Source organism: Edaphobacter aggregans DSM 19364 (genome assembly GCF_000745965.1).
GTDB classification, from domain to species: domain Bacteria; phylum Acidobacteriota; class Terriglobia; order Terriglobales; family Acidobacteriaceae; genus Edaphobacter; species Edaphobacter aggregans.
Window position 1 is genome coordinate 1 of the sequence record NZ_JQKI01000099.1, and the last position, 17,527, is coordinate 17,527.

General features: G+C 55.9%; 16 protein-coding genes. 7 read left to right on the forward strand and 9 right to left on the reverse strand.

The genetic code is table 11. The features are described from left to right. Positions 1-285 precede the first annotated feature (285 nt). The gene (locus Q363_RS45640; protein WP_051979230.1) at positions 286-1,140 is read right to left on the reverse strand and encodes a vWA domain-containing protein; all 855 of its coding nucleotides are present in this window, start codon (positions 1,138-1,140) and stop codon (positions 286-288) included. A gap of 41 nt (positions 1,141-1,181) precedes the next feature. Next, on the reverse strand, positions 1,182-1,484 hold the full coding sequence (locus Q363_RS45645) for a DUF2201 family putative metallopeptidase (RefSeq protein WP_084080701.1): 303 nt from the start codon (positions 1,482-1,484) through the stop codon (positions 1,182-1,184). Between Q363_RS45645 and Q363_RS46720 the strand changes: the two genes are divergently transcribed. The 7 genes from Q363_RS46720 to Q363_RS23975 all read left to right on the forward strand — a co-directional run bounded on the left by Q363_RS46720 (position 1,443) and on the right by Q363_RS23975 (position 8,901). After that, positions 1,443-2,114: a UvrD-helicase domain-containing protein gene (locus Q363_RS46720; RefSeq protein ID WP_084080702.1), complete on the forward strand. Its 672-nt coding sequence runs from the start codon at positions 1,443-1,445 to the stop codon at positions 2,112-2,114. The two genes, Q363_RS45645 and Q363_RS46720, sit on opposite strands and share 42 nt — an antisense overlap. A gap of 927 nt (positions 2,115-3,041) precedes the next feature. After that, positions 3,042-4,220, forward strand: a complete 1,179-nt coding sequence (locus Q363_RS23950) for an MFS transporter (RefSeq protein WP_035355770.1) — start codon at positions 3,042-3,044, stop codon at positions 4,218-4,220. Between the two features lie 353 nt (positions 4,221-4,573). Further along, the gene (locus Q363_RS23955) at positions 4,574-5,317 is read left to right on the forward strand and encodes a hypothetical protein (RefSeq protein ID WP_157467436.1); all 744 of its coding nucleotides are present in this window, start codon (positions 4,574-4,576) and stop codon (positions 5,315-5,317) included. After that, entirely contained in the window at positions 5,317-7,539 is a 2,223-nt protein-coding gene (locus Q363_RS23960; RefSeq protein ID WP_035355771.1) for a molybdopterin oxidoreductase family protein, read from the forward strand. Before Q363_RS23955 ends, Q363_RS23960 begins: the two co-directional genes overlap by 1 nt. After that, the gene (locus Q363_RS23965) at positions 7,536-8,162 is read left to right on the forward strand and encodes a 4Fe-4S dicluster domain-containing protein (RefSeq protein ID WP_064742713.1); all 627 of its coding nucleotides are present in this window, start codon (positions 7,536-7,538) and stop codon (positions 8,160-8,162) included. Before Q363_RS23960 ends, Q363_RS23965 begins: the two co-directional genes overlap by 4 nt. Then, positions 8,159-8,677 carry a QcrA and Rieske domain-containing protein gene (locus tag Q363_RS23970; protein WP_035355773.1) on the forward strand — a complete coding sequence of 173 codons (519 nt, stop codon included), beginning with the start codon at positions 8,159-8,161 and terminating at the stop codon, positions 8,675-8,677. Before Q363_RS23965 ends, Q363_RS23970 begins: the two co-directional genes overlap by 4 nt. Continuing rightward, complete coding sequence (locus Q363_RS23975; protein ID WP_035355774.1) at positions 8,674-8,901, forward strand: DUF6755 family protein; 228 nt, start codon at positions 8,674-8,676, stop codon at positions 8,899-8,901. The genes Q363_RS23970 and Q363_RS23975 overlap by 4 nt, the downstream gene beginning before the upstream one ends. A 200-nt stretch (positions 8,902-9,101) precedes the next feature. Here the strand turns inward: Q363_RS23975 and Q363_RS23980 are convergent, their stop codons facing one another. From Q363_RS23980 to Q363_RS24010, 7 genes are all read right to left on the reverse strand, one after another. After that, entirely contained in the window at positions 9,102-9,653 is a 552-nt protein-coding gene (locus tag Q363_RS23980; RefSeq protein WP_211256322.1) for an MOSC domain-containing protein, read from the reverse strand. Positions 9,654-9,684: 31 nt separating this feature from the next. Beyond that, positions 9,685-11,322 (reverse strand): alginate export family protein, encoded by a 1,638-nt coding sequence (locus Q363_RS23985; protein WP_245632427.1) that lies wholly within the window; start codon positions 11,320-11,322, stop codon positions 9,685-9,687. Between the two features lie 217 nt (positions 11,323-11,539). After that, positions 11,540-14,356 carry a sigma 54-interacting transcriptional regulator gene (locus Q363_RS38960; protein ID WP_157467438.1) on the reverse strand — a complete coding sequence of 939 codons (2,817 nt, stop codon included), beginning with the start codon at positions 14,354-14,356 and terminating at the stop codon, positions 11,540-11,542. Positions 14,357-14,869: 513 nt separating this feature from the next. Beyond that, complete coding sequence (locus tag Q363_RS46725) at positions 14,870-15,145, reverse strand: PAS domain-containing protein (protein ID WP_425387770.1); 276 nt, start codon at positions 15,143-15,145, stop codon at positions 14,870-14,872. Then, complete coding sequence (locus tag Q363_RS24000; protein WP_051979234.1) at positions 15,108-15,845, reverse strand: PRTRC system ThiF family protein; 738 nt, start codon at positions 15,843-15,845, stop codon at positions 15,108-15,110. Before Q363_RS24000 ends, Q363_RS46725 begins: the two co-directional genes overlap by 38 nt. Positions 15,846-15,932: 87 nt before the next feature. Then, positions 15,933-16,553 carry a PRTRC system protein B gene (locus Q363_RS24005; protein ID WP_035355778.1) on the reverse strand — a complete coding sequence of 207 codons (621 nt, stop codon included), beginning with the start codon at positions 16,551-16,553 and terminating at the stop codon, positions 15,933-15,935. Beyond that, on the reverse strand, positions 16,504-17,527 hold a 1,024-nt coding region (locus Q363_RS24010), incomplete at its 5' end, for a transposase (protein WP_211256323.1). The genes Q363_RS24010 and Q363_RS24005, both read right to left, overlap by 50 nt.

A 17,527-nucleotide genomic window follows, 5' to 3' on the forward strand; every position in this document is an offset into this window, starting at 1 on the left:
CTCCCATCTTGGCGGCGCCGGCCTTGGATTCAACTTCGAGGACTCTGTAGACCTCGTGCTCAATCCGGAGCGCCATCCCTTCCCGCAATTCGGAGGCCGTAACCATTGGCTTCTCCTCGCTTCATGGCGCTTCTTGGCATGCCGCATACTACATCATCAATTCCGTGGCAGCAAGGGAGGCGTGTCTCGGCACGGCAGCAGGACTAGCAGAAGGAGCGACGCTGAACTCTTACCATCATGCGCCCAAAGGTTAATTAAAGCTCTGAAAGCAAATGGAAGCGGGTTCTATGCCGCCTCCATTGGAATCACTTGCCCGAATGGTGCTCGGCGCGACTCCGTGGAGGCCCACAACACCGGGTAAGAAGGAGCCTCTTTCGGGAATGCGCCGCACAGGTCCGTCAGGAATACCAGGGTCTGCGGCACAATTCCACGCTCGTCCAACCACCGGAAGCAGGGCGCGAAGTTCGTTCCTCCTCCGCCAACCGGGGTAAGCGCGATAGGCTGCCCTGCTTGATAGATCTCGGTCTTATGGACCTCAGTATCGAAGTAGAGCACATGAATGCGGCTCGGCCGTTGTCCTTCGAGAATAGAGCGAATTTCCGCCTCGAAGAGACCCAACTGGCGCGCATTGATCGACCCTGAGCAATCGACTGCGATGGCGATTTCCCCAGCGCCTTCACATCTGATACCTGGAAGATAGAGCCCAGCCCAGATGTGGCGCCGATTGGGCGGCACATCTGGGCTGTAGTCAGACGGAATTGTCTCTGACCAGGCGCGGCGGAGCAACTCGCGCCAGTCCACACCTGCTGCCTTCGATTGTTCGAGGCTACGACTGACGCCGGCGGGCAGCTTGCCTGCAAGTTTTGCGACGTTCTCTGCCTCCTCGACGGCTATCTTCCATTCTCGCGCCTGTTCTGCCACGGTGTCACCGTCGTCTCCTTCGGGCTCAGGAGCGTCAAGCACCTGGCCAAAGCCTCCAGGGGTTGTCGGAGCGGTAGGCTCACCATCTGCACTCGGATTGCCAGGCTGTTTTCCGCCTTCTTTGTCGGAGGAAGTATTATCCTGGTTCTCCTCCTCGCTGTTTGAGCCGTCCTGACCTTGCTGCTCGTCGATCAGGTTGTAGATTCGCTCCGCGCTCATCCCTCGAAAGCGATGGTCGATGAGAACATCCTTCGGCAGCGTCAGCCCAGCATGCAGGAGTAAGGGTTGATGGCATAGTCGCATGCCATATTCCAGCGCTTTCGATCACGGTCACCGCGACGCGTGTGGTGCTGAAGTGCCGGGTGTATCACTTCATTGGCCAGGACGCCTGCAAGTTCTGCCGCGTTCAGCGTCTCGACAAATTTCGGATTGTAGAAGAGGGAGACGCCATCGGTGGCCATAGTCTGAATTGAGCCCGAGGCCTCACCACTCAAGCGGAAGAGGAGTGGACCGAAGAAAGGATGATCGAGCGAGATTGGTTCTTCAGTCTCTTCGAAGCCTATGAAGAGGCCAAAGGAAGTCTACTTGATGAACAGGATCTGCTGATTCGGGCTGATGCTACTGTGGCTACGTCCACCAACCCATCAGCTTGGAAGGCCGTATTGGTTGACGAGTTCCAGGATCTGAATCTCTGCGGACTATCGTTTTTGAAAACGCTCGCCGGAGAGAACGGTAATTTTCTCTTCTTCGCCGGGGATCATCGACAAAGGATCTACAGAACTCTTCCGTCCTTCCGCGTGATCGGTCAAGAAAAGGCTGCGGATGTCGAAAGCGAACCTCCGAATCTCGTCTTCAGAATAACAAGCAAAGTCTCTTTCTTCGAAATTGGGGTGGGTCGATTCGACCTTGAGCAGATCCGCCTTGCGCTTTGCAACCATGTCGTCAAACTGAATGTGCCGCACCGGTGCATTCTTCCAGAGTGTGTCATCCGTGGCCCAAAGATCTTCGAGCACAGCGCTCGCATTGAGTGCGAGATACCGAATGGCGTCCTTACGCCCGTGGAAAATCCTTCCCTGATCGACGAGTGCCGATGCCGCGATCTGCGCCAATCCGAGAATTTCGTCATCGGCGTAGGTTTCGGCGTGGTCGCGGAACTCGTTGATTTCCTCTTTCGCGATCTCGTCGAATTCTGAATTGCGATCTACGAGTCTCGCGACCTCCGATGTCAAGGCCGGCATTTCGATCCGAGTTCCTGGTGCAGCCTCCCACGCCGGATGATCGCAGGTGTACATGCCCGGATCGAAGATGTCGACCAACGAGTCTTTGCGATCGTCGGGTCCCCGGAACCGATTCAGCATATCCAGAAACCACGAGAGCTGTGCATCATTGAAACAGCGAGCGGCACTCTTGACCGATTCTTCCCGGTACACGTCAAAGCTCTCCATGAGTGAGCTGGGGAGAATAAATTCATTCAATTGAACAATCATCTGATCGATCTCTGTAGCCGGGGTCTGCATGGCGCCCTCCTCTTCCCTCGTGGGCTTGTTTTCCCACGAAAGGGAAGCTCTGTCAAACGAACCGAGAAACTCGGCTTTATCGAGGAGTGAAACCACGCAAAATCCGGGTTTTGCCGTAAAACTCAACCAGAAAATCTCCTGGACCTAGCGGGCGAGTTCGCCGACCTGGGCGCGGTCCTGTTCATCGGCTGGGGTGACACGCATGCGAGCAGATGGCCAGGGTGTCGACGGCCGCGTGTACCTTCGAGCCCTTCCGCTCTACGTCCTAGCTCCTTCAACGTCTTAACTCACGAAGATTCGTGTACCTCCCGACTTTTCGTGACCTCGTTTTGCTCCTGCTCGTTTGTTTTCAATGAAATACAAATGGCCGCAGTATTGCAATCACTTTTGTCAAAAGATAGGCGGCGATCCAAGTCGGAGTGGGATTCCTGAAACCACGAATGACGTAATCACGAGACGCTGAGAATCGGGAGGTAAGACACGTGAGAACCTGATGCATTGTCCCGCTGTGGCTTTTTTTTGGATGCAAGTGAGGACGGAAGCTGTTGGCCATCGACGTGCCGCCCATAATCCAAGCAAGCTCACCTTGTATAACGAGGGTTCATGCAACAGCAATCATCATCTTCCGCACTACAACTCACACTTGGCACTGGAGCTTTTGCCTTCTGCTTTGCCGTTTTTGGATCCATGTCGGCGATGATGCCAATCATCAGCAAGCACATAGCGCTGACACCTGTGCAGAAGAGTATCGCGATCGCAATTCCGGTGCTGCTGGGCTCCGTCGGGCGCATTCCCTTGGGCATTCTCACCGACCGCTTTGGCGGCCGAATCGTCTTCAGCCTGGTGATGTTGTTTTCTATCATCCCCGCGTTTTTGATAGGCGGCGTCAGCAGCTATGCGCACCTCCTGATCTACGGGTTCTTTATCGGAATCGGGCTGGCCAGTTTCTCCGTGGGCGTAGCGTTTGTGAACGGATGGTATCCACCCGAGCGACAGGGTTTCGCGCTTGGCGTCTATGGTGCGGGCAACATTGGTCAATCGCTGGCCGCCTTCGGCTCGCCTGTGCTGGCTGCTGCGCTCGGCTTCAAATGGGGATTCTGGACATTTGGGATAGTGCTCTCGGTGTGGCTCGTGATCTTTGCCCTGCTGGCGTGCAATGCTCCCAATCGTGGATCGGCGAAATCGTTTGCGGAGATCGTTCGTCCTGTCAACGACAGGCGCAGTTGGGTGCTCAGTCTCTACTATTTTCTAACCTTCGGCGGATTTGTCGCGATGGCAGTCTATCTGCCAACTCTGCTGACCGAAGTATTCCAGCTCACGCCGCAGAATGCCGGCTTCCGCACCGCCGGTTTCGTGGTGTTGGCCACCGTCATGCGGCCGGTAGGCGGTGTGCTCGCCGACAAGATCGGTGGACGCACAATCCTAAAATGGGTATTCCCAGGGACGGCGCTTATGGCGATGCTCCTCGCATGTCCTCAAATGTCGACGTTCACGATTGGCGCGCTGGGAATGGCAGCGTGCATTGGCCTTGGCAATGGTGCAGTTTTCAAGCTTGTGCCTGAGTACTTTCCCGACTCGGTGGGAGGAGTTACTGGACTGGTCGGAGCGGCTGGTGGACTCGGTGGCTTCTTTCCGCCGCTGGTACTCGGCATAATCAAGCAACAGACGGGGTCCTTCACTTTTGGTTTTATTCTGCTCTGTGCGTTTAGCCTCTGCTGCCTCGCGGTCTTGCTGCGGAGCTCTTTTGGGCGCGAGCCGAAACTCATTCCGGTGAGCCGATGATGCGAAGGCTGAAGCCAATCAATTTTGCGCATGCTGGTTCTGACACTATGCACTCACTTCGCTGGGGCTTGGTCGCAGCCTCCGTTCTGATCCTCGGCATTGTATGTGGCAGCCGCGGGCTGAAGGACTTCGATCCGGCATTAGTGTCCTATGCAGGAGCGAGCGTCTTCGCCGCCTTTGGCATCGGCTATCGCAACGCCATGTGGCTACGGCGTCCGCCCACTCGGCTGTACTGGTTCCGCAGCTGGCAGATCTTTCTACAGCCACGACAGCTCCCTGCAAACCTTGCTCATCTCGCGCGGATACTCTGGAACAATATCGTCCTGCAGCGGTTCATCGAACGACGCTCGAAGATGCGCTGGACCGCACACTGGTTTCTCGCGTGGGGATGTCTGCTGGCTGCGGCGGTCACGTTCCCGCTCTCGTTTGGATGGTTACGCTTCGAAACGGCAAGAGATAATCAGCAGATCTATCGCACCTTCGTGTTTGGGATTCATGTCGCGAGCTTTCGGTTAGACAGCATCCTCGCGCCGCTCGCATTCAACATTCTCGACCTTTGCTCGGTCATGGTGCTGATTGGCGTGTTTGTGGCGATGTGGCGGCGCGGAAACGATCGGGGCGTCATGAGTGTCCAACAATTTTCCAATGATCTCCTTCCCTTGATCATGCTGTTTGCAATTTCGATCACGGGCCTGTTTCTCACGGCGTCGACACACCTGATGCGCGGCTCGCATTACGTCTTCCTTTCCCAGCTTCATGCAGTGACGGTCATTTTCACATTGCTCTACTTGCCATTCGGCAAGTTCTTCCACATTTTTCAGCGTCCTGCGCAATTGGGAATCGACTTCTACAAGCAAGCCGGCGTGGAAAATGGTCAGGCGCAATGCGTTCGCTGCCGGCAGCCTTTCGCATCGCAGTTACAGGTCGGAGACTTGAAATCGGTGCAGATGGCGCTCGGTATTCGATACCAGATGGAAGACGGAACGCATTACCAGGACATCTGTCCACAGTGCCGACGCAAGAACCTCGCTCTCACGCAAGACGCATTGTGGCGCACAACCGCAGCAGAGGTAGAACGCCTCGCAGGAGTTAAATAGTGGCAAAGCTTCCCCTTGAGATCCCGCAGATCATAAAGCAGTTTGGCCCCACGCTCAACCACGTCCCGGCGGGCGGATGGGTCGCGTCCGAAGAAGAAGACAAAATGGTAAAGACCCATTGCTGTTTCTGTGGACAACAATGTGGCATTCAGCTGCGTGTGCGCGATAACAAAGTCGTGGGGTGGGAGCCTTGGGAGGACTTTCCCTTCAATTTTGGCAAGCTGTGCCCGAAGGGCGTCAAGCGTTATATGCAGGATGAGCACCCGGATCGCCTGAAGCATCCACTGCAGCGGGTACAAGGAGAAGGATTCGAACCAATTACTTGGGATGCTGCGCTTAGTCGGGTAACGAGCGCGATCCAACGCATCCAGCAAACCTACGGCAACGATGCGTTCGCGGTGTTGACCGGCGCGTCGCTTACCAATGAGAAAGCCTATTTGATGGGCAAGTTCGCGCGCGTTGCCTTGCGGACATCGAACATCGATTACAACGGCAGGCTCTGCATGGTCTCGGCTGCCGCAGCGTCGAAAAAAATCCTTGGCATCGACCGTAGTGCCAATCCGTGGTCTGACATTCCCAAAGCAAAAGTCATCCTGGTGGCGGGGGCCAATATCGCTGAGTGCGCGCCGATCACAACCGACTATCTCTGGCAAGCGCGCGAGAATGGTGGAAAACTGATCATCCTCGATCCTCGCTTGACACCGATTGCGCGCAACGCCGACCTGTACATTCCGGTACGCCCCGGTGGCGATATCGGCGTCTTCAACGGAATGCTGCATGTCATGATCGAACGAGGCTGGATTGACCGCGACTTCATCGCGCAGCACACTACCGGCTTCGAGCAAGTAGCCGAGGCAGTGAAGAAGTACACACCGGAATACGGAGCCCGGATTGCCGGCGTTCCCGCGGAGATGATCGTTCGCGCGGCCGAGATGTGGGGCCCGGCACCTAGCAGTTTCCTGATGCACGCCCGTGGTATCGAGCACCACAGCAAAGGGGTGGACAACTGCATGGCAGCGATAAACCTGGTCGTTGCCAGCGGGCGCATCGGACGCGAAGGCTGCGGCTATGCCATGATCACCGGCCAAGGAAATGGCCAGGGAGCACGCGAACAGGGTCAGAAGTGCGATCAATTGCCGGGAGGTCGCGACATCAGCAATCCCGAACATCGCAGGTACATCGCCGGTGTATGGGGCGTTCCGGAAGAATCGATTCCCGGAAAAGGCCTCTCAGCTGTGCCGCTGATCGAGGCGATTCACGAAGGCAAGATTAAGGGTCTGATTTCCATTTGCTTCAATCCAACCGTCTCTCTGCCGGATAGCAACTATGTTCGCGCTGCGCTGGAGAAGCTAGAGTTCTACGCCAATATCGACTGCTTTTTGTCCGAGACTGCGCGCTATGCCGATATTGTGCTCCCGGGCTCACTGATGGAGGAAGACGAAGGGACGACGACCAATGTTGAAGGCCGAGTGATTCGCCATTGCAAGGTGGTGAATCCGCCAGGTGAGGCGCGCGAGGACTGGAAGATCATCTGCGAAATTGCACGCTGTCTTGGCCATGGCGATAAATTCAACTACCTCTCGCCGCATGACATTTTCGAGGAGCTGCGCGTTGCTTCGAACGGAAGCGTTTCCAACTACTACGGCATGACTTGGGAGCGCATCGAGCAGAACAACGGAATCTTCTGGCCATGCCCCGAGCCAGGACATCCGGGAACGCCGCGATTATACGAAGGTGGCAAGTTCGGACATCCTGACGGCAAAGCGCACTTCATGCCGGTTGAGTGGCGGCCCTCGGCGGAGATGCCGGACGACGACTACCCCATCATCCTTACCACTGGCCGGGTGGTGTCGCAGTTCCTGTCGGGCACGCAGACGCGACGCATCGGCGCACTCGTCGACCAGTACTCTCAACCGCTCTGCGAAATGCATCCTCTCCTGGCGCAGAAACTCGGCATCGCGGACGGCGATTTCGTCAGAGTTGAAAGCCGCCGTGGACGAGTCGTGGTACGCGCCCGGGTCGTGAAAACGATTCGCCCCGACACGGTCTTCATTCCTTATCACTGGCCGCTGGATCGCTCGCCCAACAACATGACGATTCGCGCCATCGATCCCGTCTCGAATATCCCCGAGTTCAAGATCTGTGCGGTGAGAGTAAGCAGAACGGAGCAGCCCACCGATCCCATTGCGCAGCTCGAAGTGCAGGCTGGGGGGATTCGATGAGCGAGCGCGCTTTCTACATCGATCACTCGCGATGCATCGGCTGCCAATCCTGCGTGCAGGCTTGCGCTGAGTGCGACACCCACCGTGGGGTCTCGATGATTCATCTGGAGACGATCCAGCGGCGGGAAAGCGTCCAGACCGCGCCACAGGTCTGCATGCATTGCCAAGATCCGATCTGCGCCCGCGTCTGTCCCGCCGACGCCATCAAGAAGACACCGGACGGGGTGGTACAGAGTTCGTTGAAACCGCGCTGTATTGGTTGCTCGAATTGCGTTCTGTCGTGTCCGTTCGGAGTGCCCAAGTATCGAGCCGAAATCGACCAGATGATGAAGTGCGATATGTGCTATGACCGCACCAGTGTGGATAAGAAGCCGATGTGCGCAACCGTGTGCCCTTCGGGCGCTCTGACCTTCGCTACAGCGGAAGAAATCCAGCGCTCAAGGCGCGGCATCGCGATCAATAGCTGGAAATTTGGCAACGAAGAGGTCAGGACCAAGGTGTTCGTGATTGTGCCGCGCGAGGTAGAGCGAGTTAATGTCAAGCTGGTGCAGATTGAAGCGACACCAGCCACACTGCCGCCCGATCCCTACGATGTGGCCTTGATGTTGGAGGAAGTGAAATGAGTGCTGGCAACGAGAACGGCTGTGCGAACTGCAAAGCAGCGCCCAAGTGGCGCCAGGATTTTCCCATCAAGTGGGAGGGCGACCATTACGTCAGGCGGCGCGAGATGGTAAAGTTCCTCACGCTCGGCTCCGTGCTGCTGGCAGCGGCCAATTGGGTTACAGCATTGGCAAGCAAGTTCGTCCATCGCGGGTCGCGAGTGGAGCGCTACATCGGCACCGCTGCAGCGCTGGAGCAAAACGGATCTTTCCTGTTTCGCTATCCGACTGACGACGATCCCTGCATCGCCGTGCGCACGCCAGAGGGCAAGCTAGTCGCGTACTCACAAGTTTGCACACACCTTTCGTGTGCAGTCATTTACAACAAGGCCGAAAATGGCCTCTTTTGTCCCTGCCATAATGGATTATTCAACCTTGCAGGCGAGCCCGTCGCCGGACCGCCAACGCGTCCCCTTCCTCGCGTGCAACTGGAAGAGCGCGGAGGCCAAATCTACGCTGTGGGGATGGAGGCATCATGAGCCTGCGACGACAGGGAACGACGTTGTTCGGAGCCGTCCTGGCGCTGGTTGCAACTGCGGTTGTACTGCAGTTGTGGCTGCTGACCGTTGCAATGCCGGCCTTACTCAGCGGCGAATACAAGACGCTGGTTCCCGCAGCCGCGGCCTCAACCGCGTTGCTGGCAGTCAATGCTGGCCTGCTCCGCTTCGTCTTCCACTTCGATCGTGATGTCAGGGGAGAATAGGGCGGGAGTATTTGATCGTACGTCAGCAGACACAAGCTCAAACGGCGATTCGAATCACCGAAACTCCCGCGCAGAGTTGTACGCCCATGCAGACGCTGCAATCAGCCGAATGGATCTGCGCAAGTTGATCGGCCCCGCAGATTGGCTGGACAGATGTGATCGGCTATGCCGCGGCAGTTGACTACCCTTGCGGAGTGGTTTCATCTGTCAGCGAACATGAGTGGATCTCTGCTACTCGAAGAGCAGGTGCGGAGCATTCCTCCTGAGAGGATCTTTGCCCGCAGACCGCCTCTGCCCATCAAGAGACTCTCGGCGCCTTTGCCAATGGCACGATCCATCCAATAGCACGGTTTACACTCGCAGATTCCTTCGAAGATCACCCCCTGCACCTCGAACGTCCTGGCGATCAACTGATTCAGGTCCGTACCTTCAGTGATGACGTTTCGTCGAACAACCGATGGCGAAAGCTCGTTGATCCCGAGTTGCCGGCAGACATTCTCGAAAACTTCGATCGAGAAAAATGTGACCTGGCCGCTGTAATCCTCCCGATAGTCCAGGAAACGATCTTCCAGAATGCCTCTTCCCGCGATGCACTCAATTTCGGGCACCTCGATGTTTGGCCCTGTGCCGGGCTCCTGTCCATGATGTCCAAAAAAGTTGTGCCGAGGCGAAATATAGAGATGGCGAATCGACATTTCTACCTCCAGAGGAGTGGCCGTGACTTCGTTTTTCGAGTGCGCAATCTGAATCAATGTTCGCTCCAGAGGTTATGGCTGTTGATGATCAATGGATCGAATGCTGAGTCTCTCCCCATCGATAGACAAGTTCAGCATACCCAAACTGACCGTTGTGGCCCGTTGGATAGATGCTCGCGACTGTGCTCTTACCGTTCGCATGTCCGTAGTAAAAGTTCATCGTCACACTCTTCGTTGCTTGCCAGCTTGAAGTGACATCGAATACCGAAGCAAGCGAGTCGTGCCCGTTACTGGGCCGGCCCACAAATCCGAATACCTCATTGTCAAACGCACCGCCGCTCATGTACCAGAGATCCCGCTTCGACGCTAGTTGGAGCCAATGAACGTCCGCTCGGACTTCGAAGCGCTTTGATGGACGATCCACAACCTGAACGAAAGCGTCTTTATTGTTCATGAGGTTGTAAAATGGAAAGTGAGCATAGATCCAGGGCGTCGGCAACACCTGGAAGAAGGTTTTATGCCGATCATCATTCGGATTTGTGTCTCCGCTGCCGTAGAAGTAGCCACCGCGGAACCATGGTGAAGAAGCAACTTTGAGAAACTGATAGCCGACCTCAAGCGTGCCTGCCTTGGAACTCTGTTTAAGAGATCCCCACTGGCCGTTTTGCAGCACGCCCCATCCGAGAAGATCGAATTGGCCACCAGCGACGGGGACGCTCGCGATAAAGTCGCCTCCGTAGGTGCCAACGCGGATATTGTTGTGATCGCCTTGCCGCATCGCGAGCGGACGGTTATCCGTTTTTGTGATTCCTGTACGACCGTCATGGTAGCCAAGAGCGAATGCGCGCCAGATCATATGTTGACGGAACTGAGAGCGTGTCAATGCGAGGTATTGCAGATCGACATTTAACTCAGGATTCCCGTTCATATTGAACACACCCTGATCGGCGCGGCCCGCCATTGCGGTCAGATTCCACGATCTCTTCCCAAAGTGTCCGTCGAGACCGTCGAAGCTGCGTTGTGCCGTACTGAACCCGAAGTTACCGACCAGCCGCTGGGCGATGCGGTTGGTTTGGAGCCAGGCGAGATTGGGGTTCGTCGGTTTTGTCTCCTGACCCTCGAAGAACTCGAATCGGCCGATGCGAATGTTCTTGTCTTCGCCGAAGTGATATCGAAGGTAGGCTTGCTTGAGGAAAGCATCGGCCGAACTCCGCTTATTCCCGTTCGCCGCATAATAGGTTGCGCCAAGTCCCATCTGACCTTGCGCCGCCACAGGCGAGACGGCATTGCTTGGCGCCCAGAGAACGGATGGCTGCGAGAGCTCTAACTGCCAATCGAACTGGCGAACGGCCTGCGAAACGCTGATTCTCAGCAACGATTCGGCGTAGCTGTACGTCTCAGACTGTGGGGGTGCCGCGAACCATTGCCAATTTTCCGCACGGGTACGGTCATAGACTGACACGGTTACGGCCGAGGACGTTTTGCCCGCTTGAGGGGATGTCGCTGCCGACTGCCCAGAAACGCCTATGGCGGTCGAGATGAGGAACATTGGAATGAAGGCGGTGGCGGCGGGAACGAAACGCATGTTGCTCTCCAGAACGACGGGTATGATCCCCGCGTAGTCCCAGTTCTTTATGTTGTTGTATGGACCGTCGTGAATCTCCATCTCGATCGTGTATCCGCGATTGTTATGAGAAAAAATAACTACCGGCAGCTCGAGTCGCACCGTGTCTTCCCTCCCGATTCTCAGCGCGTCTCGTGATTACGTCATTCGTGGTTTCAGGAATCCCACTCCGACTTGGATCGATGCCGCCCATCTTTGACAAAAGTGATTGCAACCCTGCGGCCATTTGTATTTCATTGAAAACAAACGAGCAGGAGCAAAACGAGATCCCGAAAAGTCGGGAGGTACACGAATCTTCGTGAGTTAAGACGTGAAGGAGCTAGGACGTAGAGCTGAACTTGTGCTTTTCTATCTTGAGCTGTTTAATTTTCGAATCAAGCGTCGAAGGCGGAATTCTGAGCCTGGCAGCCGCACCATCTGAGCCAGCAACTTTTTCTTTGCTCTGAACAAGAGCGGCTTCAATAGTCTTCTTTTCCTGATTCTGGAGCATCTGAACGAGTGGTGCTGATAACTCCATTTGGAGTGGCTCCTGCGTCGATAGCCATGCTTCATCGATCCAAAAGGGGTCGCTGCCGCAAAGGATCACGGATCTCTCAATGATATTTTGCAGCTCACGAATGTTGCCGGGCCAGTGATATCCCTGGCAGACTTCCAACACGTGCTTGTCAATCTTGCTGATGGGCTTGCCCATCTTCTCGGCAAACCGCTTTAAAAAGTACTCGACCAGCATAGGAATGTCTTTTTTCCGTTCCCGAAGAGGGGGTACCTGGATTGGAAAGACGTTTATTCTGTAAAAGAGGTCGGCCCGAAATGTTCCCGCGGCAACTGCTGCCGGCAAATCGCGATTCGTTGCGGCGATTACGCGGACGTCAGCTGGGATGACTCGGGTCCCTCCCACTCGTTCAAATTGGCGCTCCTGGAGGACGCGGAGTAACGCAATTTGCGTTTCGGCGGGAAGCTCACCGCTCTCATCGAGAAAGATCGTTCCGGACTGTGCCAATTCAAAGCGACCCTGGCGTAACTGCATCGCGCCTGTGAATGCTCCTTTTTCGTGGCCAAAAAGTTCCGACGCAATCAACGTAGGTGGTATCGATGCACAATTCACGCTGATAAATGCGTGACTGGAACGTCTTGACCGCTTATGTATGGCGCGGGCAATTAATTCCTTACCGGTCCCAGTTTCGCCTGTTATTAAGACTGTAGAGTCGGTAGGGGCAACCTTTACAATGTTCGTCAGCACGGTCTTCAATACCGGCGATGAGCCCACTATCTCCTCAAACATGAAGGCCTGATCGATCTGCTCCCGCAGCGCCAGATTCTCCTCATGAAGCCGATCTTTGGTTTCCGCTACCCGTTCGTATTCCAAAGCATTCGTCAGCGTGATGGCAATCTGGTTTGCCACTTCGCCAAGGAATTCAACATCCTGCTCGGCAAAAGAACGCTCGGATCGACTGGTTAGTTGAAGCACACCCAAGTTTCGGTCCTCCCTGATCAAGGGAAGGAAAGTGCCAGACTGGAAGGGACCTTCGTCAGTGACCCTTCTGTAGAAAGCCTGGTCAGAACTCCAAATAGAACGACCTTCCGGGAGGTTATTGAGCAGAACTGGTTTTGCGCTGCGAAATGCAAGCCCGGCACATGACGCTTCCATAGGGTACAACTCGCCTTCCTTCAGTAGGCCTTTACTTTCTGGGAAGTCGACCATGTGCTGCCGCAAATACTCGCCGGATCCGTCTGGCAAAGCCAACCCAACGAAATCACACTTGAACACGCGGCGAAGCTCGCTCGATACCGCCAAGAAAACCTCGCGTAGATCCAGGTGCAACGCGACGCGATTGTTTAGATCAAGGAGCAAGCGAAGACGATCGCGTTCGTGTTGCAACTCGCGTCCAAGACGGTGAAGCTCGGTGATGTCCGTAACTGCTCCCACGAACTCCAGACAGCCCGACTCGTCCTTTGAGGGACCGCCCACAACCCGTAAATATTTGACGGATCCATCAGGCATCAGCAGCCGATGTTCAAAATCGAAGTCTGTCCTGTCGCGTAAAACGCGCTCGATCCCTTGCTCCACAGCCGATCTGTCTTCGGGGTGAGTTCGTTGCAGGACCAAATCGATCGTAACCTTGGTTGTTGGCTCGTACTCAAATATCCGAAAAGTTTCGCGCGACCAGTGAGACCAGTAGATCTCTCCGCCGGAGACATTCCATCCGAAGCTGCCGGTGTGACTCAATTTTTGTGCAGTGGACAGGTACGCTTCACTGCGTCGGAGGTCCTCTTCAGCGCGCTTTCGATCTTCAATGTCAGTTAGCAGGTTGTACCAACGGACAATCTGACCTTGAGCGTCACGTTGAGATAGACGGCGCAAATGGAACCAACGGTACACGCCATCGGCGCGGCGCAGACGGAGGTCAACATCGTACGGATGCCCGGTTTCAACCGAATGTCTCCAGGCAGCTATCGTCTGAGGAAGGTCATCGGGATGGACGGCGTCGCTGGTAGTCCAATCTTTCAATTCTTCGGAAGTTTTCCCGTGATATTCCAGGATTTGGCGGTTGAGGAGTTCGACCTCACCCCCCTCGGTCAGGACGGAAATTTGGCCCGGGATACTGTCGACGGTCAGGCGTAGGCTCTGCTCGCTCTCGCGGAGGGCATCGTCGGTGCGTGTCGGCTCTTCAAGATCGGTGATCGTCCCGTACCAATTGACGATTCGTCCCGACTCATCGCGCAACGGATTGCCACGGAAGAGAAACCGGCGAAATTCGCCGTCGAATCGGCGGAGCCGACCTTCGACATCAAATGGCTGTCCAGAGCCAAATGATGCCTGGAGTATTTCCAATATGTGCGGGAGATCGTCCGGATGGATCGCAGCCTTCCAGCAACTCAACGCTTCTTCTGCGGATAGGCCAGTATAGTCCATCCAGCGCCGATTGAAGGATTCGGCGGAACCGTCCGAAGAACAGGACCATGCTGGCGTCGGGATCGTGTTGATGAAGGCTCGAAGCTCGTCTTCTGAGAGCCTCAGTTCGAGTGCCTTCTGGAATGCCTTTCTGCGGCCATAGCTTGGCAGCGACGTTATTGTCGCTCGTGATAGTGCGCCTTCGTTAGGACACACCGAAGTCCTGTCCGTATCAAATGACATACAAGTCCTAAAGTGGCCGAATATTGAGCGCGCTATGCCAGCCGTGGACAGTTTGATCGTAGCGATCACGCAGAGTTCTGTATATTACGTATTCCTAGTAGTTAGGTGGTCCACAGTAACGTAACCGCTCACACGAACTCCAGGCGGCCAGAGCCGACCTTGGATGGACGGCTCACAATCCGTACATATTTGACAAACCCGTCAGGCATGAGCAGGCGATGCGTGAAATCGAATTCTGCCCTCTCGCGTAAGACGCGTTCAATGAGTTGCTCCACAGCTGATCTGTCTTCGGGTGAGTTCGTTGGAGTACCAGGTCGATTGTGACCTTGGTTGTTGGCTCGTACTCAAATATCCGAAATGTCTCGGGAGACCAGTAGATCTCCCGTGGAAATATCCCAACCAAAACTGCCAGTGTGGCTCAATCTTTGCGCTTCGGACAGGTAAGCTTCACTGCGCCGCAAGTTCTCTTCGCCTTTATGCATTCGTCGAGATCAGTATTCGTTCCGAACTATTTCACAACTCTACCCGATTCATTGCACAATGGTTCGCCGCGGAAAAGGAAGTGGTGAAACTCACCATCGAACCGGCGAAAGCGACCTTCAACCTCGAAGGGCCGTGCTGAGCGAATGACTTTTGGAAGGTTTCCATCATGCGGCGGAGATCGTCCGGATGGATCGCAGCCTTCCAACCTGTCCCCAACGCTTCTTCTACTGACAAGCCTGAATATTCCAGCCAGCATCGATTGAATGACTCAGCAGAACCGTCTGATGACCAGGACCAAGCCAGCATCGGGATCGCGTTGATGAAGGATCGAAGCTGGTCTTCTGAAGTGCGCTGGTGGCAAGGACGTTGTTGATGAAAGGTTCCTGGCGTTATCGAGAGCTTCGATGGCAGAGCAACTCGGCAACGGGTCTTCACCGGCTGCAGCATCGACGATCTCGGGATACAACTCACTGACTGTGCGCAGCCTCGCGGCAGCGCGCCGATTCCGTGAGTTCAGCGGTTGCCCGAGGATGTATTGTCCGCTCGCCGCATTGTTCCCAATATCGTGCCAGTAGGTTGTTGCGTGCATTGGCCGCGTTACAGCCTGGTCGATGACCTTGCGTGCGGCCCGAGTGTCGACGCATCCGATAAGCAAATCTGGAACCTCGTCATATGGTCGGCGCAGTGTACGTTCGTTGAAGAACGATGGTTCCGCTGACCACTTCGTGCCCCAGAACAGGTTGATTCGGTTGATTAGCACCGTTGCTTTGTTCTGACCAATGTCCGAGGCGGAGAATGGCTGACGAATACAGTTAGTCTCAGTCACTGTGTCGGCATCCATGATCGAGACTTGGAGCCCGTAGGGATGTCCCCACACCCGCATCGCCTGATCGAGATACGGCAGGCCCATGAGGATGGCGCTTCCGGTTCCGCCTGCACCCACGACCAATACACGGATGGGGCGACGGCCGAGGAAGCCTGGCGGCAGCGAGTGCTCGATGCGCATCTCAATTCCCTTCTCCGCGCACGAATTGCGCGACGGTCTGGGGCAGGACGATCAGAGTCTCCAAAGGGAACAATCTTCGCTTGCCTGTCAGGCCACCCCAAGCTCCTCGAAGCCCTCCTTGTAGCGCGTAAGGCGACCGACGTTGGCATGGGTAAAGGCACTCTCATAGAAGCCCCGCTCCCAGGCGGAAATGGCCGCGACGGATGCGCTCTCTGGGCGCCGCATTGATCCTGTGCAGACGGTACCGTCGTCCGATAGATTCCAGTAGGGCGCGACCGCGAGCTTCGTTGTTGCCTCGGGACGTTTGTTCTGAGTCAGAGCGCGGAGTTTCAATTGTCCGTCGCAGACCTGCCAAACCAAAGGAGGCTGAGGGAAAATACGGCCGTTCAAATCAGCCGCCTTTCCCTCGGAGTGCTGATAGAACATCTGGCGGCGCTGTGCCGGCGTCCACCAGGCGATCATGCGATCGCTTTTGGCGAGGATGTTCTCTGGGAAGACCTCGGCTGCAGCTCCGCACCCAAGAGAGCGAACGAGCGACTCCACGAATGCTACGGTGAGAGGTTGCGCCGGTCCGAGAGCAGGCGCCGTGTTCTGCTGTGCCATAACCTCGTGCTTCGTGATAAAGGTTGTCTGGTTCCCGTGGTAGACCAACAACGCCTCACGCAGCTCGAAGCGATAGTTCTCCCCGATTGCTATCTGCACCTGCATTTTTCGTCTCCCATCCCAGTTCCTCAACCAGTTCAAAGAGCTCCACGTTGAACGCAACGAAACGTTCGATCACGCGCACGGCGTGCTTCACTTCTTCCGCCTTCTTTGGAGAAAAGACGACACAGACTGTCGGCTCCGACGAGCCTTCCAACATGTGCTGACCTTCCTCGTCGAAGCAGGCGGTGATCGCGTCTCTTTCCTTGAAGGCAACGAGTAACGATGGGAGCGGGGGACCATCGTAGTAACGGTCTTCGAGAGGCTCCCGCCACTGTTCAAGACGTAGTCGGGAGAGTCGTTGCATCTTCCTCAGACGACCAATCCAGGACCGGTGGGGGCCTTTGCCGTGGGCGCGGAGCAAGCGGCGATCTTCGAGTCTCCACTTCTCCTTGAGCGTCTTCTGAATGCACGCGGGGAGTGCCTTCTCCACCTCCGGAAACTCATATTGGCTGCGATTCTCCTCGTCGTCTTCATTCGCAGACTCGATCAACATCTCCTCATACATGAGTGCATCGCTGTGGTCGTAGATCCGCATCACGCGATACAGCACATGGATGAGGGTCCAATAGAATGCCGCTCCCAGTCCCTCTGCTTGATCCTCGAGGGCGTCGAGTGCTGGCCCGATCTTCAGATACCCCGAACCGCCACATTCGATCGTCACAGCCAGCTGTTCGTTGCAAAGTGCCGAACCGTAGCCATCCCGTTGAAGGACGTCGCTCACCGTGGCCACGACGTATTCAAGCTTGGGCTCGGCATCCAGAAAGTCGAGCAGTGCGGGATGCGCAAAGCCACCGTCGAGGCGAATACGGATGCGCACGCCCGGGAAGAATTCGCGGACGATCATCAGCAGGCGGCGCAGGATCCCCACCGCGCCTGCCGGTGCGGTCACATTGCCGGGGCGCAGTACCGCCGCACACAGATACTGTTCGGCTTCGTCGTTGAAGCTGACAAAACCCATCACCGGCAGGTAGCACCAG